The following is a 23005-nucleotide window of genomic DNA, read 5'->3' on the forward strand; positions in this document are numbered from 1 at the left end:
CATGGCCGGCGAAGTCATCTACGAAGTACGAAATGTATCCAAACGATACGGATCGGTAATTGCTCTCGACGGGGCGAGCCTCAAGCTGCACGCCGGAGAGGTCGTCGGTCTAGTCGGCGACAACGGCGCCGGAAAGTCGACCCTGGTCAAGGTTCTTTCGGGAGCACACCGTCCCGACGGGGGACAGATCTTTCTCGACGGCGAAGAGCGCGAGTGGAACTCGCCGCGAGAGGCGCTCGAAGCCGGTGTGGAGACGCTGTATCAGGACTCAGGGCTGGCGCCCCACCTGACCGTGTCGGAAAACGTTTTTCTCGGTCGGGAGAAGCTGGTTCCGGGAATTCTGGGAAAGCTCGGCTTTCTCTCCAAAAAGGAGATGGCCCGCGAGGCGCACGCTGATCTCGAGCGGGTCGGAATCGCTGTTCCGGCGTCCAACCGTTCCGTGTCCCAGCTTTCGGGTGGCCAGCGCCAGGCGGTCGCGATCGGTCGCGCGGTGTCGTGGGCGAGAAAAGTAATCATCCTCGACGAACCGACCAACCACCTTGGTGCGCGTCAGGCCGGCGAGGTGCTGAAGGTCATTCGCGCGGCTAAGGCCAAGGGGCTGGGGGTTATCTTCATCTCCCACACGCTCCCGCACGTGCTTGAGGTGACTGACCGCATCGTCGTGATGCGACTGGGGCGCGTTGTCATGGATGCTCCCACCTCGGAATTTGACGGCGATCGCCTGATCGGCGTCATCACCGGAACTATCGCCACCATCAAAGTTGAGGGTGACTAACCAGGATTCGGGCTACAACCGTGGGCGGGTCGCACTGATTTTATGGTGCGGCCCGCTTTTTCATGTCTGCCGTCACGCGGACGGGGACCGTTAACCGTCAAAGTTGAGTCACTCACACTCAACTTTCAGCTACAGAAATTGACAGCCCTTGAGTGCGCTGGAATACTTGAGTCATCGAGGCTCAAGTCTTGAGACCACTTTTGACGTTCATTTCGCATCTGATTGAAGGAGAACAACCCACATGGCTCGTGCAGTAGGTATTGACCTCGGAACCACCAACTCTGTGGTGGCCGTGCTCGAAGGCGGAGAACCCACCGTCATCGCCAACGCTGAAGGCTTGCGCACCACCCCCTCGGTGGTCGCGTTCACCAAGGACGGCGAAGTGCTCGTCGGAGAAACCGCCAAGCGTCAGAACGTCACCAACGTCGACCGCACCATCTCCAGCGTCAAGCGCCACATGGGCACCGACTGGAACGTCGCCATCGACGATAAGAAGTACACCCCACAGGAGATTTCGGCGCGTATCCTCGCCAAGCTCAAGCGTGACGCCGAGCAGTACCTGGGCGAGAAGGTCACCGACGCTGTCGTGACCGTGCCCGCATACTTCAACGACGCCGAGCGCCAGGCCACCAAGGAGGCCGGCGAGATCGCCGGACTCAACGTGCTGCGCATCATCAACGAGCCGACTGCCGCCGCGCTCGCCTACGGCCTCGACAAGGGCAAGGAAGACGAGCTCATTCTGGTCTTCGACCTCGGAGGCGGAACCTTCGACGTGTCGCTGCTCGAGGTCGGCAAGGACGACGACTTCTCCACCATCCAGGTGCGCTCGACGGCCGGCGACAACCGCCTCGGCGGCGACGACTGGGACCAGCGCATCGTTGATCACCTCATTAAGCGCTTCAAGGAGACCACCGGCGTCGACGTCTCGAAGGACAAGATCGCCAAGCAGCGTCTCAAGGAAGCCGCCGAGCAGGCCAAGAAGGAACTCTCCTCGAGCATGTCGACGAGCATCCAGCTGCCCTACCTGTCGCTGACCGAAAACGGCCCGGCCAACCTCGACGAGACGCTTACCCGCGCCCAGTTCGAGAAGATGACCGAAGACCTGCTCGACCGCACCAAGAAGCCCTTCCAGGACGTCATCCGTGAGGCCGGCGTCAAGGTCGGCGACATCGCCCACGTCGTTCTCGTCGGTGGTTCCACCCGCATGCCCGCCGTCTACGAGCTCGTCAAGAGCGAGACCGGCGGCAAGGACCCGAACAAGGGCGTCAACCCGGACGAGGTCGTCGCCGTCGGTGCAGCACTGCAGGCCGGCGTACTGAAGGGCGAGCGCAAGGACGTTCTGCTGATCGACGTCACCCCACTGAGCCTCGGCATCGAAACCAAGGGCGGCATCATGACGCGCCTGATCGAGCGCAACACGGCCATCCCGACCAAGCGCAGCGAAACCTTCACCACGGCCGACGACAACCAGCCGTCCGTCGCAATCCAGGTGTTCCAGGGCGAGCGCGAGTTCACCCGCGATAACAAGAACCTCGGAACCTTCGAGCTCACCGGCATCGCGCCGGCACCGCGCGGAATTCCGCAGGTCGAGGTCACTTTCGACATCGACGCCAACGGCATCGTGCACGTGTCTGCCAAGGACAAGGGCACCGGAACCGAGCAGTCGATGACCATCACGGGCGGTTCCTCGCTCGCGAAGGAAGACATCGAGCGCATGGTGCGCGAGGGTGAAGAGCACGCCGCCGAAGACAAGCGCCTGCGTGAAGTCGCCGAGACCCGCAATACGGCCGAGCAGCTCGCCTACTCGATCGAGAAGTTGATCAAGGACAACGTCGACAAATTGCCCGAAGACGTGAAGAATGAGGTGCAGGCCGATGTCGACGCCCTCAAGTCCGCTCTCGCCGGTGACGACGACGACGCGGTGAAGACCGCGTTCGACAAGCTCAACGAAAGCCAGGGCAAGCTCGGCGAAGCCATCTACAAGTCCAGCCAGGCGGATGCCGCGGCCGGCTCCGACGAGGCCGGCGCCGACGAGACTGGCGCCGACGAGAACAAAGACGAAGACGTTGTCGACGCCGAGGTTGTTGACGACGACGACGACGACAAGAAGAAGTAGGCCGCAACAATGGCTGATAAGAAAGACCCGGACAAGAAGTACGAAGGCGAGTCTGCTGCGGGGGTGCCCGATGACGGCACCGCCGCGGCAGGCGCGGCGCCCGACGAGACGGAGCCCGATGCGGAATCCGCCGTTGACGGTGCTGCTGCAGCCTCGGCCGACGGTATCGAAGAAGACGAGCTAACCGTTCAGGACATTTTGGACGCGGCGGAGCGTGAAGTGGCCGAGCCGACGAGCGAACACCTCGCCGACCTCAAGCGCGTGACGGCCGAGTACGCTAACTACCGTCGCCGCACCGAAGCCAACCGTGCCATCGAGAAAGAGCGCGTCACCGGGGATATCGTCAAGGTGCTGATTCCAGTGCTCGACGACATCTACCGTGCCGAGAAGCACGGCGATCTCGTGCCCGATTCCGCTTTCGCCACGATCGCAGCCAAGCTGCGCTCGAGCGTCGAACGCCTCGGCCTGACCTCGTTCGGCACGGTCGGCGACCCGTTCGACCCGACCATGCACGAGGCGATCTTCCAGCAACCGAGTGCGGCCGTCGACACCGAAACCGTCGGCGACGTCGCGGAGACGGGGTACTACCTCGGCTCCACGCTGCTGCGCGCGGCCAAGGTCGTCGTTCAGGTACCGAGCGATGGCTAGCCAAGACTGGTTCGACAAGGACTTCTACAAGGTTCTCGGAGTGTCGAAAGATGTCACGCCGGCCGAGTTGAAGAAGGCGTATCGCAAACTCGCTCGAAAGTACCACCCGGACTCCAACCCGGGGAACCCCGCCGCTGAGGCGAAGTTCAAGGAGCTGAGTGAGGCGCACTCGGTGCTGAACGATGCAGCGCAGCGCAAGGAATATGACGCCGTGCGGGCCATGGGCAGCGGGGCGCGGTTCGCCGCGCCCGGCGGGCGCGCCCAAAGCGGCGGATTCGAGGACGCTTTCGGAGGCATGTTCGGCGGCGGAAGCCGCCAGCAAAGTTATACCTTCGAGCAGGGCGGCTTCGACGATATCCTCGGGGGTATGTTCGGCAGAGGTGGCGGCGGAGGGGGCGGCTTCGGCAACCCGACCGGCGGCTACCGAGGGTCGGGCGCGCCCACCAGGGGCCGCGACGTCATCGCGTCGACAACCATCGATTTCATCACGGCCACCCAGGGCGACCAGATCAGCCTGCAGACCCAGGACGGCCGACCGATCAAGGTCAAGATTCCGGCCGGAGTCGCCGATGGGCAGAAGATTCGCCTACGTGGCAAGGGCCAGCCCAGCCCCGACGGGGGAGAATCCGGCGATATCGTGCTGACGATCACCGTGCGGAAGCATCCGGTGTTCGAACGTGACGGACTCAATTTGCGTGTGACCGTTCCGGTGACCTTCGTCGAGGCCAGTCTCGGCGCGACGATCGAGGTACCCACCCTCGGCGGCAGCCCCGTCAAGCTGCGCGTTGCTCCCGGTACTCCCGGTGGCCGCGTGTTGCGCGTCAAGGGTCGCGGAGTGACCACGGCCAAGGGCACGGGCGACCTGCTCGCGGTCGTGCAGGTCGCAGTGCCCTCTCACCTGTCGAAAGATGCAGAGGAAAAGCTCGCCGCGTTCGCCGAAGCGCTGCCCAAGGAAAACCCGCGCGATGAACTGATCGCGCGGGCGAAGGGCTAGTCATGGACGAGACCACCCGGGTTTTCGTGATTTCCACGGCCGCTGAGCTTGCGGGAATGCACCCGCAAACCTTGCGCCAATACGATCGCCTGGGGCTCGTCAGCCCGGAACGCACCCCCGGCAAGAGCCGCCGCTATTCCATGCTCGACGTGGCAAAGCTCCGTGAAATTGCGTTCTTGGGCTCGGAAGGTGTGAGTTTGGAAGGCATCCGTCGTATCCTCGAACTCGAGGACCACGTGCGCGGGCTCGAAAATCGCCTGCGCGAGTTGGAATCGACGCTCGCCGACGAACTGCTGAACCGACCGGGCCGCCGCGTTTTCGCGGCTGGCTCGGCCGGCGACGTCATTTCGATGAAGGCGGGCACCCGCACCAGGCGCAGCAACCAGATTGTCATCTGGCGGCAGCCCAGACCATAGTCAGCTCCATGTTTTTGTTTCACAGCACGAACTAGTTGCACCAGCACCACTTTCAGGGGGAACCATGTCCGAATCGGGCACGAATGACCAGTCCGCGCCGCGGAACACCAATATGCCGGCGAAGGACAGCGTGAACGAATTCGATTTCGACCGTCTGCGTCGCCGTCCTGATATCGAGGCGGAGAACCTCTTTGCCGTCGACGCGAGTGACCGCCTCATCCTTGATGAGGCGGCCGGCGCACTCGCCGCCTACCGTTCCGGTGGGGTCGTCGTGCTCGAGGACCGCTATGGCGCTCTCACCCTCGGCGCCGCAGCTCTGCACGACGCCCGCGGCATTCGCGTTTACCAGGACGCACTTTCGGGCGAATACGCGCTCGACAGCAACGCCTCCGGCGTCAACCTGACGGATGCCTACCGCTCACTGCCGCTCGGCGAAGAACTACTCAAAGACGCCCACGTCGTGCTGCTGCAGCTGCCGAGGAGCCTCGATGCGCTCGACGAGATCGCCGGCGCGATCGCAAAGTACGCCGCTGGCGACGTGATCGTCTTCGCCGGTGGGCGCATCAAACACATGACCGTGAGCATGAATGAGGTGCTGCGCCGCCATTTCGGCGCTCTCAACGTGCGCCCGGCCCGCCAGAAGTCCCGTGTGCTCATCGCCTCATCGCCGTTGTCCACATCAACGAGCGACTGGCCCCGCAACGAGCGCCACGACGACTTCGACCTCACCGTGCGCGGCCACGGCGGCGTGTTCGCCGGAACCAGCATCGACATCGGCACGCGGGCCCTGCTCGAGGTTCTTGACCGCATGAAGCCCGACGCCGAGCGCGCCATTGACCTCGGCTGCGGCACCGGCGTGCTCGCCGCGGCGCTGGCAGCCCAGCGCCCGCTGCTGCAGGTGCTCGCGACGGACCAGTCGGCCGTTGCCGTCGCATCCGCTCGCGCAACCGTCGACGCCAACGCACTCGCCGATCGCGTTACCGTGGTGCGCGCCGACGGTCTATCCGGCCAGGCGGACAACTCGGCCGATCTGATTCTGCTCAACCCGCCGTTCCATATCGGAGCGTCCGTGCACGCCGGCCTCGCTGAAAAACTGTTCATCGACGCAGCGCGCGTGCTTGCACCCGGCGGCGAACTGTGGACGGTGTGGAACACGCACCTCGGCTACCGACCCACCCTTACCCGGATAGTCGGTTCGACCCGCCAGGTCGGCCGAAACACCAAGTTCACAGTGACGGTGTCCACCGGCCGCTGACGCTTCGGCGTTGGTCAGACGGCTAGGAGCGACTCGCCGTTCAGTACGTCGAGCTGCCACGTTGTCGCGCCATCGGCGTGTACGTGGTGGTGATGCACGAGGTTGAGCGTGGCGTTAGTGATGCTGCCGATGCGTTGGTCGAGCGCGTGCGCGAGGCTCAGACGAATGAGGGTGCCGTGTGCGACCACGATGATGCGCGCACCAGGATGTTGCTCGGCCAGCTGTTGCAGGGCATCGATCCCGCGCGCCGCGACAGCCGCCTCGGTCTCAGCGCCGCGGAAACCGCCGGGAAAACGCAGGGCGTCGAGCTCTGCTCCCGCGGTGAGGCCCTCGGCTGGCCCATAATCGCGCTCGATCAGGTCCGGAACACGCTGGGCAACGTCGAGCCCGAGCTGTTCACCGATCAAGTCGGCGGTTTCGGCCGCACGGGACAGCGGAGACGAGACGATGAAATCCCAGTCGTAGCGTTTCAGGGGGGCGACGGCATCCACGGCCTGGCCGCGCCCCACGTCGTTGAGCGGAATATCGGTGGCTCCCTGGATGCGCGCGGCCGCATTCCAATCGGTCTGGCCGTGGCGGATGAGGGCGAAGGTCGTCGTCGTGGTCATCCGTCTATTCTGCCTGGGCGAACTGGGAGTGTAGGGTCGACGCGGGTACGCAGTCAAGCGCGGCCTGCACCTACCGGCGTGGTGCCCGATCGGTGAGTTCAGGCCGAGGCGATTGCGCCCGTGCGCGTGGCCCTAGCGAGGTTCTCGATCAGTTCGCGCTTGTTTTGACGGATGACATAGGCAGGCTGGTCGCGCTCGACGCGCCAGCTTTCCGAAAGCGGGCCGACGTTGACCGTATCGAAGCCGAGCTGTTCGTAGAGCTTCGTGACGAACTCGGTGGCCTCGTCGAAGTTGCTGGAAGTGGCCAGGGCGCGACGGTTAGGGGTGCCGGCGGGTGTTCCATCGGTGGTGATGTCCGGGGCCATGATGTGGTTGAATCCCTTGCCAACCTTGCTGGTCGGAAGGTGACGCTGCAACATCTCAGAGACAGTGTCTACGCCGGTGTCGAGGCCGATGAATGTGCCATCGCGGTCGGGGTAGTAATTGTTCGTATCGATCACGATCTTGCCGGCCAATGGTTCGACCGGAATGGCTTCGTATGCCCGCAAGGGTACGGTTACGATCGCCACGTCCGCTGCCGCGGCTGCTTCTGCGGCCGTCGCGGCACGCGCCTTCGGTCCCAATTCCGCAATGAGGTCCGTGAGGGTTTCGGGTGCGCGTGAGTTGCTGATGACGACGTCGTATCCGACGGAGATCGCGGATCGAGCGAGCTGGCTACCGATGTGACCGGCGCCGATGATGCCCAGTGTCTGAATATTCATGTTCGCTTTAACCTCAGTTCAGCCGAAATGATTCCCTGCGTCCGAACCGTTTCGTTCCCAACCCGATTGACGAATTGCGTATTAGTCGGCCTGAACGTTCAGCGTGTTGTGTGCGTCGACCATTGCTCGCGGCGTCCTGCCGGCCGAAACGGCCAACTTTGCGAGGGCCACGATCGACCAGCCCATCAGTGCGGCGAGCAGCGCATTGCGCGCCGTCAGCAGCAGCAGGGAGAACAGGTCGCCGTCGATGAGGGGCAGGTAGAAAATGGGAAAGATCAGCGTCGTCAGGCCCGAGATGGCCAGCATCAGCACAGCGGGCACCCGCCACTCGGCCCAGCTTCGGCCAGCACCGACCGCGACTACCGGCACCAGCCACAACATGTATTGCGGTGAACCGACCTTATTGAAGGCGATGAACGCGCTGACCAGGGCAAGGGCTCCGAGCAGCAGTAACTGGTTGGCATCCGCTCGCCGATGCTGGGTGATGAGGATGAGCACGAAAATCGCCGCGATGGCGCCAAACATGGCCGGCGTCATCAGGGAAGCGACCAGGTCGGTGCCGGGTCCGCTCACCTCACGGGTGGCTATTGCAAAATTCTCGTAGATGACCGTGCCATGGTGGCCGAGCGTGGCCAGCCACACCCACGGGGTGGTGATGGGCGCCTCGAGTTGCAGGGCGCGGTCGGTCTGTTCCGTGATGAATCCGGTGAGAAATTGCAGTCCTCCCAGCAGCCAGACGGATGCTGCCACTCCGGCCGACAGCGCAGCCCCTGTGAGCAGGACCGTACGGCGGCGGGGCGATACCGTGATCACGGCGAGCATGACAGCGGCCGGCCAAACCTTGATCCAGGTGGCGAGAGTGAGGAAGGCTGTGGCCACAACCGGACGCCGGGCGAGCAGCACAAGGCCGACGATGACGAGTGGAGCGGTGATTCCTTCGAGGCGCAGCAGGCCCACCGGGCTGAGCAGGAACGATGCGAGCATCCAGTACCAGGCCGACTTGAACCCGCTGCGGCGGCGACCCCAGTCGGTGAGCGCCCCGACCGCGACGGCATTGAGCGCGGTCGTCATCAGAAACCACAGCAATTGATAGACAAGCGGACCGGCGATACTCGCGAACGCGATCGGCAGCATGGCGCCGATGGGATAGACCCAGGCGGTATCGATACCTTGCCAGACGCCGTTGTTGAGGCCGAGTTCGGCCCAAGTGCGGTAGAGCGGGAGGTCGCCCAGTACCCGGCCGGTGAGGATGGTGGGGAGCAGAGCGATGAGGAATATCGTGTGGAGACCGAGGAAGCCGAGCGCCAGGGTACGCGGACGTTGGAGTGTGAGGCGACGGCTCGGGGTCAGCGTGCGAGCCAGGCGAGCGTCAACCCGATCGAAAATAGTGGACATAGGACCGTTTCTGCAGGCGCGAGGTGGGGTCGTCGCGTGCAGTCTAGGTGTGCTGGGTGAACTGTTGGTGTCGGGTCGTGCGCAGAGCGTGCGAAAGACAACCGGGGCGATCGGCGGTTCCGGGCCTGGGCTCGGGCATGGTTCCGCGGAGATACGCGGGAGAGGTCAGGCGAGGAGCTCGCGGATGTCGGCGGCGGTCAGGGCGGTGCCCTGCGGAGCGCCATCGGTCATGACGCTTTCGAACAGGCGAGCCTTCGTGGCCTTGAGGGCCATGACCTTTTCTTCGATGGTGTCCTTGGAGACCAGACGGTAGACCATGACGTTCTTGGTCTGGCCGATGCGGTGCACGCGGTCGACGGCCTGGGCCTCGGTCGCCGGGTTCCACCAGGGGTCGAGCAGAATGACGTAGTCGGCCTCGGTGAGGTTGAGGCCGAACCCGCCGGCCTTGAGGCTGATCAGAAAGACGGAGCTCGAGCCCTCCTTGAAATCACTGATCGCCTTGGCCCGGTTGCGGGTCTTGCCGTCGAGGTAGGAGTAGCTGATTCCCGCCGCGTCGAGCCGGTCCCGCGCCTTGCCGAGGTACTGGGTGAACTGGCTGAAAATGAGAGTGCGGTGGCCCTCGGCGACGGTGTCTTCGAGCAGCTCTAGCAGGGCGTCGAGCTTGGTCGACGGCACACTGTCGTACTTCGCGTCGTACAGGCTTGCGTCGAGACTGAGCTGGCGCAGCATGGTGAGCGAGCGAAAAATCTCGAACCGATTCGCGTTCATGTCCTCGATCAGGCCGAGCACCTTTTGGCGTTCGCGGGCAAGGTGCATGTCGTAGACCTTACGGTGCCGCGGGTGCAGGTCGAGTTCGAGCACCTGTTCCTGCTTCTCGGGCAGGTCGCTGGCCACCTCGGCCTTGGTTCGCCGCAGCATGAAAGGACGGATGCGGCGGCGCAGCTGTGCGAGCCGGTCGGCGTCGGCATCCGTTTCAATGGGCTTGCGGTAATAGTCGGCGAACCGGCTGGGGCTCGGAAACAGGCCGGGGGCGGTGATGGAGAGTAACGACCACAGTTCCATGAGGTTGTTTTCCATCGGCGTGCCGGTGATGGCGAGCTTGAACGGGGTGCGCAGGCGGCGGGCGCAAACGTGCGCCTTGCTCTGGTGGTTCTTCACGAACTGCGCTTCGTCGAGCAGTAGTCCGGCCCAGTCCTGTGCGTTGTACTCCTCGAAGTCCAGGCGGAACAGCGTGTAGGAGGTGATCACGACATCCGCTTCACCCATCACGTCTTGTAGGCTGGAGCCGCGCTTGGCGGCGGTCTGCCCGATGGCCACCGTCGTGAGGTCGGGCGCGAACCGAGCGCACTCGGTGGCCCAGTTGGAGACGACGCTCGTCGGCGCGACGACGAGGAACGGTTTGCGGGCGGCGCCGTGCACAGCACGTTGGCTGTCGCGGGCGTGGGCGATGAGCGCGATGGCCTGCAGGGTCTTGCCGAGCCCCATGTCGTCGGCCAGCACGCCGCCGAGTTGGTGGTCGTAGAGAAAGCTGAGCCAGTCGAATCCGGTCTGCTGATAGGCGCGTAGGGTGGCGTGCACGGCCGGCGGGAGCGGGCGTTCGGCGATCGGAGCTGCCTCAGCCAGTCCCTGTGCGGCGAGGCCTTCGACAGCGCTGCGCCAGGTGGCGGCCTGCTCAGCGACGACGCCAAGCAGCTGCAGTTCGTCCCACAGATCGGCCTGAAAACGGCTGAGGCCGAGCGTGCCGGCGTTGCTCTCCTGCAAACCACGGGCCTCTTCGATCAGGCGCCGCAGCTGCTGCAATTCGGGGCGGTCGAGACTGAAGTAGGTGCCGCTGTCGAGGATCATGAGGTCTTGGTCGGTGGCCAGCGCCCGGAACAGGTCGTCAAAGGGAATGTCTTCGCCCTCGATCGAAACGGTCACGGCGAGGTCGAACCAGTCGCGCGTATCGGTGCTTTCGGTGGTCGCGAGGCTGATCACCGGGGCTTCCTCGGCCTCACGGTAGCTCGGGGCGTCGGCCGAGACTTGCACGACGATGCCGGCCTCGGCGAGCAGCGGCACGATGTGCTCGAGAAAGTCGATCATGACGGCACCGCGCAGTTCGGAGTGCTCGAGCAGTCGGGCCGGGCTGACCGGCGTGGCGGGCTGCCAGAGCGCGGCGAACGAAATGATCGTGCGTTCGACGTCTCGCAGGGTGTCGGTTTCGCGAGTCGCGTCGCGAAAGCGGGTGTCGCTGGGTGTCGGGCGCAGGGGATGACGGTAGAGCACGGGGGTTTCCGCTATTTCGCCAGCGGACGTCCCGGCCGGGTCGGCGGCATCCACGGCGGCCACGCCGAATGCCGCACCGGAGGTGATCGAGACACGGTTGGCCGGTTCGGGGGGTGCGACGTACTGCCACTCCCACGCGAGGGTGATGCGGGCATCCGTCTGGTGGGTGATTGTGAGGGCCAACTGGGGCTGGGCGGTCCTGGGTCGCTCGAACGACGCATCGTGGCTGGTGAGGGCCAGTTTTTGCTGCAGGAACGGGTAATAGTCGGCGAGGAAGGCTGGCTCGTCGTCGGCTGGAATGTCGAATCCGCCGGTGACCGCGAGGGCGCGGATCTCGGAGCTGACCGGGGCATTCAGCGGGGCGAGAACGAGCTGCCGGCCGGTCGCCAGCGGGTCGGCGGGGCTCGTGAAGGTGTACGCACCGTGTGCTGGATCGCCGATGAAACCGAATTCAGCGCCGCGGTGCAGCCGCTCGCTCAGCACGAGCAGCGGGGTCAGTTGCAGGCCGTCGTCGTCGCGTCGGATGTCGACCTCGAGCGAGGCTGGCGTGGGCGAGAGAAGAACGGGATTCTGGGCATCCGTTGCACAGACCAGCGGCAGGCCGCTTAGCTGGGCCTCGTACAGGAGATCCCAGAGGGCCTTGTTCTCGAAGTTGTCGAGGTAGAGCCAATGGTCGGTGTAGCTGTAGTAGCGCTGCCCGGTCGCCGAGAGGGCGTAAAGGGCGTTGAGAATTTTGCGGTGGCCGCGATTGTAGGTGCCAGGGGTCCAGGACAGGTTGTCCCAGGTGAGGGAACCGCGGATCCATTTGCCTTTCTTACCCATGACCATGGGGCGGGCGCCGAGACGGCGGGGGCCCGTGCGTCGGTTGGGGCTGTAGGCGGGGTCGAGCAGGTCGAACTGTAGCGCGAGCGCCATGCTGGACGTCGCCTCGCCAGCGCTGGGTTTAGCGATCGGGGCCAGAGCCGCGCGCCAGGCGGGTACCAGCGGGAGAATGGGGATGACGGGCGCCGGCGCGGGTGGTTGGTAGGCGGCCGGCACGAAGGTCGACTCGAACACGGCGGTGCGGCGATCGCCGATTGCGCGCACGTTGGAGGCGGCGCGCGCAGCGTTCAACTCAGCTGGGCTGCTCCGGCTGGCCAACAGCAGCGCGGCGACGTGTTTGCAGTTGCTGCCCATGGGGCAGGTGCAGGTTCCACTGGCCCGTACTGCTTGGCCGGCGACATTCAATGTGAACGAGACGAGCACCGTGTACGGCTGCGGGCTGGTGCCGCTGACGCGACCGGTGAGGTGTGTTCCCGACGGGGCCCAGGACTGTTCGGTGACATGCCCGTTGCGGGCGTACCGTTCACCGCGCGAGAATGACTGGCTGCCAACGATGCGCGCGATCTCATGAGTGCTGAGCGAATGGGCCATAGGTGTGGGAGCTCCGTAAGAAAAAAGGACCAACCCTCATTGTCTCATGTGCGGCTGACCGGGCCGGCGACATCACGCTCGGGGAGCGGGCGCGCCCGGTCCCCGCGAACTGCTCGGCGCGACTAGGCGGCAACGGCATGCCACATGGCGCGTTAGCGGGATGCAGCGGGATGGTACTCGATCCTGACCGCTCCACTGCCGGGTCCGGTCCGAGCAGTCTCGGCCAAACCAACTTCGGCCAGCGGAACCCCGAAGGTGGTGCAGAGGCGCCTGAGCCCGTCGGAGTCGCCAACCGCAGCCGCGTGACGGGCAGCCATGGTCGGACCGTGCAGCAGTTTGCCGGCGATGGCGTGCACTGAGCGGGCGCGCGCGTCGGAATCGAGCGTGGGCCAGTCGGCGGACTCGGCGAGCTCGGCCTCACAGGCCAGTTTGACTCGGTATCGCATCGCCGCGATGACTGGACCAGCCTCACGTGCAGCCAGTCTGACAGTGAAATCGGCGGCCGCGGCGTTGGACATCATTGCGGCAAGAGAGAGTGCGGCCACCAGGCCGGGCTCGGCGGTGCCGTCGTCGTTCAAGCCTACGAGGTCGATGAGCGTGACCCTCGGCACCTGCGCCACCGCCGGGTCGACGTTGCGGGGTACGGACAGATCGACGACCGTGAGCGGGCTGTTCCGCTCGGCCATGGCGCCACTGACGTGGTCCATCGTCACGACGGGCTGGGCCGCCGCGGTGGTGCAGATCACCAGGTCCGTCTGGGCGATTCCCCGCGTCAAAGCGGAAAGCGCGCATACGGCTCCGGCACCGGCGAGTCGCGCGGCATACGCTTCGTCGCGTGCCGCAACGGTCACGCGTATGCCCAGACCCATCAGATGGTTGACCGCAGAGGCGGCCATCTGGCCCGACCCGACGACAAGCACCCGCGGGTCGGCGCCCGTGGCCAGGGAGGCGAGCCCAGTCTCGACGGCTCGATGAGCGAGCGAGCGAACGAACCCGTCGAGGGCGGTGGTGGCGCGGATTTTGCGGCCGGAGCGCAACGCGGCAGGGAACAGCTGCGCCAATGCACGGCCAGCCATGTCCGCCGTTTGAGACTCACGATAGGCTGCCTGGGTTTGGGCCAGAATCTCGACCTCGCCGCGCATGCGGGACTTCAGCCCCGCGGTCACATCGAAGAGGTGCTCGCGGGCGACTCGGCCGGTACGGACTTCGATGACAGCCTTGAGTTCGTCGTGGGTCACTCCGGAATGCTTGACGAGCACGTCGAGGAGCGCACAGAAGAGGTCGGTCAGTCCGAGTGATGTGTTGTCGACATAGATCTCGACTCGGCTGCAGGTAGATAGCAAGACCGCCTCTGGACATCCCGCGGCACGCAGGACCATGAGCAGATCCTGGCGGGCGTCCCGGCGAACGGAAACCCGTTCGAGCAATGCCAAGGATGCGCCATGATGAGAGATCCCCACCATGGTCAAGCCCGTCATGCAAGCCTCCTGCGCTCGTTTCTGAGTGGAACGTTGACCCGACACTGCACCAAGGAACTTAGGAAAAGCTTGGGGCCGCTCGGGCTCGTTACCGGGGGCGGCATCGCGCCGCGGCAGGGATAGTTCATGCGGACGAGCGGGGTGCTGATTTGTTTTCTAGTCAGGTAGGTGAAGCCCCTTCTGGCCGCCGACTTTCTGCTACTAAACTTGAGTCAGTAAGACTCAGGTTCAGAGGAGATAGCGATGCAAGCCGGTCAGCGACCACAGCAAGAAAACGCTAAGACGGCCCTCGAACTGTATGGGGTGAACCTCACCGATATCGCCCGCAGCGGCAAGCTCGACCCGGTGATCGGTCGGGACGCCGAGATTCGCCGGATCAGCCAGGTGCTCACCCGGCGCACCAAGAACAACCCCGTACTCATCGGTGAACCCGGGGTCGGCAAGACCGCTGTGGTGGAGGGTTTAGCCCAGCGGATCGTGGCCGGAGACGTGGCCGATTCGCTCAAAGACAAGCAGCTGGTCTCGCTCGACCTGGCCGCACTCGTGGCCGGCGCCAAGTACCGCGGCGAGTTCGAGGAGCGGCTCAAGGCCGTGCTCAAGGAGATCAACGACGCCGACGGCCAGATCATCACCTTCGTCGACGAACTGCACACCCTCATGGGCGCGGGCGGCGGTGAAGGCTCCGTCGCGGCCAGCAACATGCTCAAGCCCATGCTCGCGCGCGGAGAACTGCGCCTGATCGGTGCCACGACCCTCAACGAGTACCGCGAATTCATCGAAAAGGATGCCGCGCTCGAGCGCCGCTTTCAGCCCGTGCTTGTCGACGAGCCGTCGGTGGAAGACACCGTCGCCATTCTGCGCGGGCTTAAGGAACGCTATGAAGCGCACCACAAGGTGACGATCGCCGATTCTGCCCTCGTGGCCGCTGCATCCCTCTCGAATCGCTACATCACCGCCCGCCAGCTGCCCGACAAGGCGATCGACCTCATCGATGAGGCGGCGAGCCGGCTGCGCATGGAGATCGACTCCTCACCGGTCGAGATCGATGAGTTGCGGCGCAGTGTCGACCGGCTGAAGCTCGAAGAACTCGCCTTGAAGAAGGAGAAGGACGACGCCTCGAAGGCGCGGCGGGTGTTGTTGCGCAGCAATCTCGAGGAGCGCCAAGCCAGCCTGAAGGAGCTGCAGGCGCGCTGGGACACCGAACGGGCGTCACTCAACCGGGTCGGCGAGCTGCGCGGGCGGCTCGATGCCGCGCGCATCGAATCCGACCGGGCGCAGCGCGAAGGCAACCTGGAAAAGGCGTCACGACTGCTCTACGGCGACATTCCGGTAATGGAACGGGCGCTCGCCGACGCTGAGAACCAAGAATCCGTGGGCCCCCGCATGGTCAACGAACAGGTCACCAGCGAGGACATCGCCGCCGTGGTCGCCGCCTGGACCGGGATCCCGGTGGGTCGACTGCTGCAGGGCGAAACCGAGAAGCTGCTCAACCTCGAAAATGAGCTCGGCCACCGCCTGATCGGCCAGAAGCGCGCGGTGCGTGCCGTCGCCGACGCCGTGCGCCGTTCGCGCGCCGGCATCTCCGACCCTGACCGCCCGACCGGATCGTTCATGTTTCTCGGGCCGACCGGTGTCGGCAAGACCGAACTGGCCAAGGCGCTCGCCGAGTTTCTGTTCGACGACGAAAAAGCCATGGTGCGCATCGACATGAGCGAGTACGGCGAGAAGTTCGCGGTGAGCCGCCTGGTCGGAGCCCCTCCGGGCTATGTCGGCTACGAACAGGGCGGTCAGCTCACCGAGGCCGTGCGCCGGCGCCCCTATTCAGTGATTCTCTTCGACGAGGTGGAGAAGGCGCATCCCGAGGTATTCGACGTGCTGCTGCAGGTGCTCGACGACGGCCGGCTCACCGACGGCCAGGGCCGAACGGTGGACTTTCGCAACACCATCCTCGTGCTCACCTCAAACCTCGGTTCGCAGTTCCTGGTCGATCCGACCCTGTCGGCGGCTCAGAAGGAAGAGGCTGTGCAGGGCCTCGTGCGGCGAGCCTTCAAGCCCGAGTTCGTCAACCGGCTCGACGACATCGTGGTGTTCTCCTCGCTCACGACCGAGGAACTCGGTGAGATCGTCGAGCTCGACGTCGACCGGCTGCAGAAGCGTCTCGCCGAGCGTCGCCTCGAGTTGGCCGTGACTCCGGATGCCCGCCGCTGGCTGGCCGAGCGCGGCTACGACCCGATCTACGGCGCACGTCCCCTCCGCCGGCTGATGCAGCGTGAGATCGACGACAGCCTGGCGCGGGCACTGCTCGCCGGCAATATTCGAGACGGCGACACGGTGCTCGTGGCGCTGGCCGCCGACGGCGATTCGCTGACTGTGGCATCCGCTCCGGCGCTGCCGGAGGTACCGCCCGAGGGGGATCTGCTCTGAACCGCTACCCGCTTTCATGAGAAAAGAAGATGCAGAGGTTAGGTTCAGGTTTGCCCGGTTAGGGTTTAACGATGCGCGCAACTGTGATTTACGGCGAACGGGATGTTCGCCTCGAGGAAGTTCCCGACCCCGTACTCTCGACCGGCGGCGACGCCATCGTTCGCGTGGTTGCGGCCTGCGTCTGCGGGTCGGACTTGTGGCCGTACCGCGGCGTCACGCCAACCAAGGAACCGCACCGGATCGGCCATGAGTTTGTTGGCATCGTCGAAGAGATCGGCCCAGACGTTTCCACGCTGAAAGTGGGTGACTTCGTCATTGCTCCTTTCTACGACTGCGACAATACCTGTATCAACTGCCGCAACGGCGTGAGTTTTTCCTGCCTCCACGTCGTTCCGTGGGGCGCGAATGACGATATGGGTGGCTTCGCCGACGGTGCTCAGGGCGAGCGGGTGCGCGTTCCCCATGCTGACGGATCGCTCGTGGCAACACCCGAGATGCCCGAAGACGCACTGATTCCGGGGCTTTTGGCCCTCTCCGATGTCATGGGCACCGGGCACCATGCGGCTGTGTCGGCCGGTGTCACCACCGGAAGCACCGTTGTTGTCGTCGGCGACGGAGCCGTCGGGCTCTGCGCCATACTCGCGAGCAAACGACTCGGCGCGAGCCGCATCGTCGCCATGTCCCGCCACGCCGACCGCCAGGCAGTGGCTCGCGAATTCGGTGCGACGGACATCATCGAAGAACGCGGCGACGAGGGCGTTGCAGCGGTGCAGGCCCTGTTCGATGGGATCGGCGCCGACTGTGTGCTCGAGTGTGTCGGAACGAAGGAATCCATGGATCAGGCCATCCGGTCGACACGGCCCGGTGGAATGGTCGGCTACGTCGGCGTGCCCAACGGTGGCGCCGAGTTGCCAATTCGCTCGCTGTTCGGACGCAACGTGGGCGTGAACGGTGGCGTGGCATCCGTTCGAGGCTATATCGAGGAATTGCTGCCCGAAGTTCTGTCCGGCCAGATCAACCCCGGCCGGGTCTTCGACCTGGAGCTTCCCCTGGCCGAGGTCGCCGAGGCCTACGCCGCGATGGACGAACGCCGCGCCATCAAGGTATTGCTACGCCCCTGATCGTCTCGCAAAAGCGTTAAAAGTGCCCGTTTGACTTGTTCAAACGGGCACTTTTTGCGCTCGGGACGACTCGTTCGGGGCTTAGTCGTTGGTGAGGAGCAGATCAGAGAGAGAGAGAGAGAGGTGCATCGGGCGCCGGTACGCCCGGGGCGTTACTTGCCTTGCAAGCGGTTGCGCACCTCGCGGCGCAGCACCTTGCCGAGGAGACTGCGCGGCAAGTCGTCGACCTCGACGATGCGTCGCGGAACTTTGTAGGCCGACAGCCGAGTGCGGCAGTACTCGCGCAAAGCGGTGACGTCAAGTTCTACATCGGGTCGAAGCACAACGACCGCCACGACGTCTTCGCCGCCGCTGGCGCTCGGCAACCCCACTGCGGCGGCGTCCGTGATATCGGGGTGCGAGAGCAGGGCTTCTTCCACCTCGGACGGCGACACGTTGAAACCGCCGGTGATGATGAGCTCCTTCATGCGGTCGACGACGGTGATGAAACCGTCAGCGGAGACGCGCACGATGTCGCCGGTGCGCAGCCAGCCACCCGGCAGCAGCACCTGCGCGGTCTCACTCGGGCGGTCCCAGTAGCCTGAGAAGACCTGCGGGCCGTGTACGAGCAGCTCGCCTTCCTGTTCGAAGCCGCGCTCGATCGACGGGTCCTCCGGGTCGACCACGCGAATGTCCGTGCTGGGAAATGGCACGCCAACCGTTCCGGGCCGACGACTCGGGCCGATCGGGTTGCCGGCAACGATGGGCGAAGCCTCGGTCATGCCATAGCCTTCGACTAGCAGCCCGCCGGTGGCTTTCTCCCAGCGTTCCACGATCGATACCGGCAGGTTCATGGCGCCCGAAATAGCAAAGCGGATGCCCGCGAGGCGCACCTTCTTTTTCGCAGCGGCCGTGACCAGGCGGTCGTAGATCGGCGGCACCGCGGGCAGGAATGTCGGCGGTGCGTGCTTGGCGGCATCGAGCACGAGCTTCTCGTCGAACTTGGGGAACAGCACGAGACGCGCACCGATGCTCATGGCAAAGGTGAGGCAGAGCGTGAGCCCGTAGGCGTGGAACATGGGCAGAACGCCGTACACCGTCTCATCGCCGGGGCGCAGGCCCGCCACCCAGGCGGAGCCCTGTGCGGCGTTGGCGCGCAGGTTGTAGTGGCTGAGGATAGCGCCCTTCGGGGTGCCGGTCGTGCCGCTCGTGTATTGCAGCACGGCGGTGTCGGTGAGAAGGGGGCGCTGATGCGAGTGGTGCAGCTTGCGGGCACCGACGATGGACTCCCAGCTGATCGCCCCTTTTCCCGGTCCGGCCGTGAGGGAGGCGCGGGCGTCCTGCGCCTTCTTGATCGGCAGCTTGAGAGCCAGCCTTTTCGAGAACGGCATGGCGCGGGTGAGGTCGATGGTGACAACATCCGCTACCCCCATATCTTTCGGGAAGGCACGCACAGTCTCGTAGACCTTGTCCCAGACGATCGCGACGCGGGCACCGTGGTCTTCAAACTGGTGCCGCAGTTCCCGGTCGGTATAGAGCGGATTATGCTCGACCACGATGGCGCCGAGGCGCAGCACCGCATAGAACGCGACGACGTGCTGCGGGCAGTTCGGCAGCACGAGCGCCACGCGGTCTCCCGGCGTGATGCCGAGCCTGCGCAGGCCGTTGGCGGCCCGGGAGATCTGTTCGCCAAGCTCGGCGTAGGTCGTCGTGGCTCCGAAGAAGTCGAGGGCGATGTTCGGCGCGAACAATGCGGCCGAAGTCTCCATCATGTCGATGAGGGTTTCGGTGGTCTCGGCGATGGTGGCGGGAACGCCGGGCGCGTACGAGGCGAGCCAGGGCTGGTCCTTGAACGTCATGACAGCTCCCGGGTGATCGCGGCTACGAACTGGTCGATGTCGTCTTCGGTCGTGTCAAAGCCGCACATCCAGCGCACCTCATTCTTCGAAGCGTCCCAGTCGTAGAACCGAAACGACTCACGCAAACGGTCGGCGACGCCGACGGGTAGGGTGGCAAAGATGGCGTTGGCCTGGGTGGCCTGGCTGAAATTCAGGCCGGTGATGGTGCCGTCGGCGAGTTCGCCTTCCAGCGCTCCGCGCAGCCGTGCGGCCATCGCATTGGAATGGGTGGCGTTTCGCAGCCACAGGTCGCCGTCGAGCAGCGCGATGAGCTGCGCCGAGATGAAACGCATCTTGCTGGAGAGCTGCATGTTCGACTTGCGCAGAAACTTCAATCCAAAGGATGCCGCCGGGTTCAGTACCACGATGCACTCACCGAGCATCATGCCGTTCTTGGTGCCGCCGAAGCTGAGCACGTCGACGCCGGCGTCGCGGGTGAAGGCGCGCAGCGGCACCCCGAGGCTTGCTGCCGCGTTAGAGATGCGGGCACCGTCCATGTGCAGCGTCATCCCCTTGGAGTGGGCGTGGTCGGCGATGGCGCGCACCTCGTCGACCGTGTAGGCGGTGCCGAGCTCCGTGGTCTGCGTGATGGCCACCACGAGCGGCTGGGCGCGGTGCTCATCGCCCCAGCCCCACGCCTCCTGGTCGATGAGCTCGGGGGTGAGCTTGCCGTCGGGGGTCACGACCGGCAGCAGCTTGAAGCCGCCGACGTGTTCGGGGGCGCCGCCTTCGTCGTTGTGTATGTGGGCGGTGGCCGAGCAGATCACGGCGCCCCAGCGCGGCAACATGGACTGCAGCCCGGTGACGTTGGCGCCGGTGCCGTTGAACACCGGAAAAGCTTCGATGCCGGCGCCGAACTGTTCAACGAAGACCTCCTGCAACCGCGCCGTGTAGACGTCTTCGCCGTAGGCGATCTGGTGGGCACCGTTGGCCCGGGCCATCGCCTCTAGAATTTCCGGATGAATTCCGGAGTAGTTGTCGGAGGCGAAACCGCGGGAGGACAGGTCATGGAGTTGGGTCACTCCCCCATCCTCCCGCATTCGGCTGGACGCCGCCCCGCCTGCCTACTTGTGCAGGGCCTCGCGCAACGAGACCCTAGCGCCCATGCGCAGCAGGCCGTTGGAATAGATGCGCGACCCGATCAAAATCACGACCATCGTCGACAGCGCCAGCACCACGAGGGAGAGCACGGGCTCCCACCATTCGGCCTGGCCGAGGAAGATGCGCACCGGCATGCCGACCGGGGCCGAGAACGGAACATACGACATGATCGCGAGCACGAGCGGGTTGTCGTTGAAGAAGACCACCATGAAGTAGGGGATCATCACCAGGAACAATACCGGCGAGGTCGCCGAACCCACGTCTTCCTGTCTGGACACCATCGATGCCGTGGCCGCGTACAGCGCGGCGAGCAACACGAAACCGAAGGCGAAGAACACGGCGAACCAGACTATCGCCGGGCCCACATCGGCCAGCAACACCCGTTGTCCGGTGATCGCCAGGCCGATCGAGACCAGTAGGCCGATGGACACGATCTGCCCGAACGCCATCAGGCTGTTGCCGAGCACCTTGCCGGCGAGCAGGGCCCGCACCGAGATGGTCGACATGAGAATCTCGACGATGCGGGTCTGCTTCTCCTCGACGACGCTCTGGGCGATGGTGGCGCCGAAGGTGGTCGCCGACATGAGAAAGATGATGCCGAACCCGATGGCAACGAGGTAGGCGAGAAAACTATCCTGCTCGGCCGGGTCGAGAATTTCAAGGTCCGGGCTCACACTGAGGGTGCCGAGCACGTCGCTCGGTACCGAATCCAGGGCGATCACGGTGATGCCGAGCAGGGAATCGGCGCTCGACGACGGAACGACGGCCGCGTCGACCGTGCCGTCGCGCACGAGAGCCTCTGCGACGGCGACGCTTGAAGTTTCGACGATGTCGAAGGCTTCGGTCCGCTCGACGACGCTGATAGCCGTGCCAACCACGGCGACCTTGGTCAGGCTCGTGTTCTGGCTCGCAATGCTGCCGACGATGACCGACGCCATCGAGATGAGCAGCAGAATTCCGGTAGCGATCAGAAATGACTTACTGCGCAGGCGTGCCGAAATCTCACGGTTGGAGACCAGCCAGACACTTTGGGCGAAGGTGGGGGCGGTGTGTACCGGTCGGGTCGTGGTGCTCATGCGATGACCTCCTTGAAGATCGTGGCGAGCGAAGGTCGCTGCTGGCTGAAGGTGTGCACCGCGCCGAGTGCGACCGCGCGGTGCAGAACCGCCTGGCTGGCGGCATCCGTTTCGCTTTCGAAGATGGCGAAGTCGCCGTCGAAGTCGATCACGGTGATGCCGGGCACCTCGCGGATCCAGCCGGTATCGCCGGCGGTGCGAATCTCAAAGCGGGGGCTGCTGTGCTGCTCGCGCAGGGCGTCGCGGGAACCGTTCGCGCGAATCTCTCCGTCGGCGATGATGACGAGATCGTCGCAGAGTCGTTCGACGATGTCGAGCTGATGCGAGGAGAACAACACGGGCGCGCCCTGGGCGGCGTAACCGGCGAGAACGCCCATCACGATCTCCACCGCGAGCGGGTCGAGGCCCGAGAACGGCTCGTCGAGCACGAGAAACTCGGGGTCGTGAACGAGCGCGGCGGCGATCTGGGCGCGCTGCTGGTTGCCGAGCGAAAGCGACTCGACGGTATCGCCGGCGCGCGCATCGAGCCCGAGACGCCCAAGCAGATCAACTGTGTTGCGACGAGCGGATGCCGGCGACAGCCCGTGCAGGCGGGCCAGATAGACCAGCTGCTCGGCCACCTTCATCTTCGGGTAGAGGCCGCGCTCTTCGGGCATGTAGCCAAAGCGGCGGCGGTCACTCGCGGTGACCGGCGCTCCGTCGATGAAGACGGTACCCGAATCGGGCGACAACACACCGAGAATGATGCGCATCGTCGTGGTTTTGCCGGCACCGTTTGCGCCGACGAAACCGGTCATGCGGCCGTCCCCGACGGTGAAGCTCACGTCGGTGAGCACCTTCCGCGCGCCGTAGCTCTTGGTGACTCCCCTGATGTCGAGCATGCTCGCCCTTTCGTTGTGCGTGTCTTCACGGTAGCGCGGGGCAGCGGGCCGGCACATCCGCCTGGCGGGTGAACCCGGTCTACGCCGTGCGGGGGAGCTAGGCTTCGAGCGCGCCGCCGGGCACGATCACGCGGTGCTCGTAGGCGTAAACCACTCTGACTGGTCGGTTCGGCGCGTTGAGCGTCGTCTCCGCGCAGGGCGCCGAGCATGGTGTGCAGCTCGTCGACGGCGATGCCGGCGCTTGGGTGAAGACGTCGGCGCTGCGAGTGAGCGACACGCTTAGGGCGGTAGCGCCGGCCAATACGGGGGTGACCCACAGGCCTTTGCGGAGGCTCGGCCCGCTCGGGCGGGGTCTGCGCCACTTGTCGACGAGGGGGGAGTCGGTGGTGCTCATGCCCTTA

Annotated in this window: 18 protein-coding genes; 8 read left to right on the top strand and 10 right to left on the bottom strand. The window is 64.9% G+C overall.

Annotated elements, in window-relative coordinates:
• Window position 1 precedes the first annotated feature (1 nt).
• From E3T47_RS12755 to E3T47_RS12780, 6 genes are all read left to right on the top strand, one after another.
• A complete protein-coding gene (locus tag E3T47_RS12755; RefSeq protein ID WP_134556414.1) occupies window positions 2–775 on the top strand; it encodes an ATP-binding cassette domain-containing protein in 774 nt (257 codons plus the stop codon).
• 241 nt (window positions 776–1016) lie between these two features.
• Window positions 1017–2891, top strand: coding sequence for a molecular chaperone DnaK (gene dnaK / locus E3T47_RS12760; protein WP_134556415.1), 1875 nt, complete (start codon window positions 1017–1019; stop codon window positions 2889–2891).
• A 9-nt stretch (window positions 2892–2900) separates the two neighbouring features.
• Window positions 2901–3539, top strand: a complete 639-nt coding sequence (locus E3T47_RS12765; RefSeq protein ID WP_134556416.1) for a nucleotide exchange factor GrpE — start codon at window positions 2901–2903, stop codon at window positions 3537–3539.
• A complete protein-coding gene (locus E3T47_RS12770; protein WP_134556417.1) occupies window positions 3532–4533 on the top strand; it encodes a DnaJ C-terminal domain-containing protein in 1002 nt (333 codons plus the stop codon). Before E3T47_RS12765 ends, E3T47_RS12770 begins: the two co-directional genes overlap by 8 nt.
• Before the next feature lie 2 nt (window positions 4534–4535).
• A complete protein-coding gene (locus E3T47_RS12775; RefSeq protein ID WP_134556418.1) occupies window positions 4536–4949 on the top strand; it encodes a heat shock protein transcriptional repressor HspR in 414 nt (137 codons plus the stop codon).
• Window positions 4950–5079: 130 nt separating this feature from the next.
• Window positions 5080–6204 carry a class I SAM-dependent methyltransferase gene (locus E3T47_RS12780; RefSeq protein ID WP_241982253.1) on the top strand — a complete coding sequence of 375 codons (1125 nt, stop codon included), beginning with the start codon at window positions 5080–5082 and terminating at the stop codon, window positions 6202–6204.
• Window positions 6205–6218: 14 nt separating this feature from the next.
• Here the strand turns inward: E3T47_RS12780 and E3T47_RS12785 are convergent, their stop codons facing one another.
• The 5 genes from E3T47_RS12785 to hemA all read right to left on the bottom strand — a co-directional run bounded on the left by E3T47_RS12785 (window position 6219) and on the right by hemA (window position 14124).
• Window positions 6219–6812 carry a histidine phosphatase family protein gene (locus tag E3T47_RS12785; RefSeq protein WP_134556419.1) on the bottom strand — a complete coding sequence of 198 codons (594 nt, stop codon included), beginning with the start codon at window positions 6810–6812 and terminating at the stop codon, window positions 6219–6221.
• Window positions 6813–6910: 98 nt separating this feature from the next.
• Entirely contained in the window at window positions 6911–7573 is a 663-nt protein-coding gene (locus E3T47_RS12790) for an NADPH-dependent F420 reductase (RefSeq protein ID WP_422386496.1), read from the bottom strand.
• Window positions 7574–7654: 81 nt separating this feature from the next.
• The gene (locus E3T47_RS12795; RefSeq protein WP_134556420.1) at window positions 7655–8968 is read right to left on the bottom strand and encodes a glycosyltransferase 87 family protein; all 1314 of its coding nucleotides are present in this window, start codon (window positions 8966–8968) and stop codon (window positions 7655–7657) included.
• 165 nt (window positions 8969–9133) lie between these two features.
• On the bottom strand, window positions 9134–12646 hold the full coding sequence (locus tag E3T47_RS12800) for a DEAD/DEAH box helicase (protein ID WP_241982255.1): 3513 nt from the start codon (window positions 12644–12646) through the stop codon (window positions 9134–9136).
• 152 nt (window positions 12647–12798) lie between these two features.
• On the bottom strand, window positions 12799–14124 hold the full coding sequence (hemA, locus tag E3T47_RS12805) for a glutamyl-tRNA reductase (RefSeq protein ID WP_134556421.1): 1326 nt from the start codon (window positions 14122–14124) through the stop codon (window positions 12799–12801).
• Window positions 14125–14367: 243 nt separating this feature from the next.
• Between hemA and E3T47_RS12810 the strand changes: the two genes are divergently transcribed.
• Both E3T47_RS12810 and E3T47_RS12815 read left to right on the top strand, forming a co-directional pair.
• Window positions 14368–16548 carry an ATP-dependent Clp protease ATP-binding subunit gene (locus tag E3T47_RS12810; RefSeq protein WP_134556422.1) on the top strand — a complete coding sequence of 727 codons (2181 nt, stop codon included), beginning with the start codon at window positions 14368–14370 and terminating at the stop codon, window positions 16546–16548.
• A 71-nt stretch (window positions 16549–16619) separates the two neighbouring features.
• Window positions 16620–17669: a zinc-dependent alcohol dehydrogenase family protein gene (locus tag E3T47_RS12815; protein WP_134556423.1), complete on the top strand. Its 1050-nt coding sequence runs from the start codon at window positions 16620–16622 to the stop codon at window positions 17667–17669.
• Window positions 17670–17821: 152 nt separating this feature from the next.
• Here E3T47_RS12815 and E3T47_RS12820 read toward each other — a convergent pair whose 3' ends face one another.
• The 5 genes from E3T47_RS12820 to E3T47_RS12840 form a co-directional block, all read right to left on the bottom strand.
• Window positions 17822–19507 carry a long-chain-fatty-acid--CoA ligase gene (locus tag E3T47_RS12820; RefSeq protein ID WP_134556424.1) on the bottom strand — a complete coding sequence of 562 codons (1686 nt, stop codon included), beginning with the start codon at window positions 19505–19507 and terminating at the stop codon, window positions 17822–17824.
• Complete coding sequence (locus E3T47_RS12825; RefSeq protein ID WP_134556425.1) at window positions 19504–20586, bottom strand: threonine aldolase family protein; 1083 nt, start codon at window positions 20584–20586, stop codon at window positions 19504–19506. The genes E3T47_RS12820 and E3T47_RS12825 overlap by 4 nt, the downstream gene beginning before the upstream one ends.
• A 24-nt stretch (window positions 20587–20610) precedes the next feature.
• Window positions 20611–21723: an ABC transporter permease gene (locus E3T47_RS12830; protein ID WP_134556426.1), complete on the bottom strand. Its 1113-nt coding sequence runs from the start codon at window positions 21721–21723 to the stop codon at window positions 20611–20613.
• Window positions 21720–22604: an ABC transporter ATP-binding protein gene (locus E3T47_RS12835; protein ID WP_134556427.1), complete on the bottom strand. Its 885-nt coding sequence runs from the start codon at window positions 22602–22604 to the stop codon at window positions 21720–21722. Before E3T47_RS12835 ends, E3T47_RS12830 begins: the two co-directional genes overlap by 4 nt.
• Before the next feature lie 97 nt (window positions 22605–22701).
• Window positions 22702–22998, bottom strand: a complete 297-nt coding sequence (locus E3T47_RS12840) for a hypothetical protein (protein WP_134556428.1) — start codon at window positions 22996–22998, stop codon at window positions 22702–22704.
• Window positions 22999–23005: the final 7 nt, after the last annotated feature.

The sequence above is a fragment of the Cryobacterium ruanii genome (genome assembly GCF_004404055.1).
Taxonomy (GTDB): domain Bacteria; phylum Actinomycetota; class Actinomycetes; order Actinomycetales; family Microbacteriaceae; genus Cryobacterium; species Cryobacterium ruanii.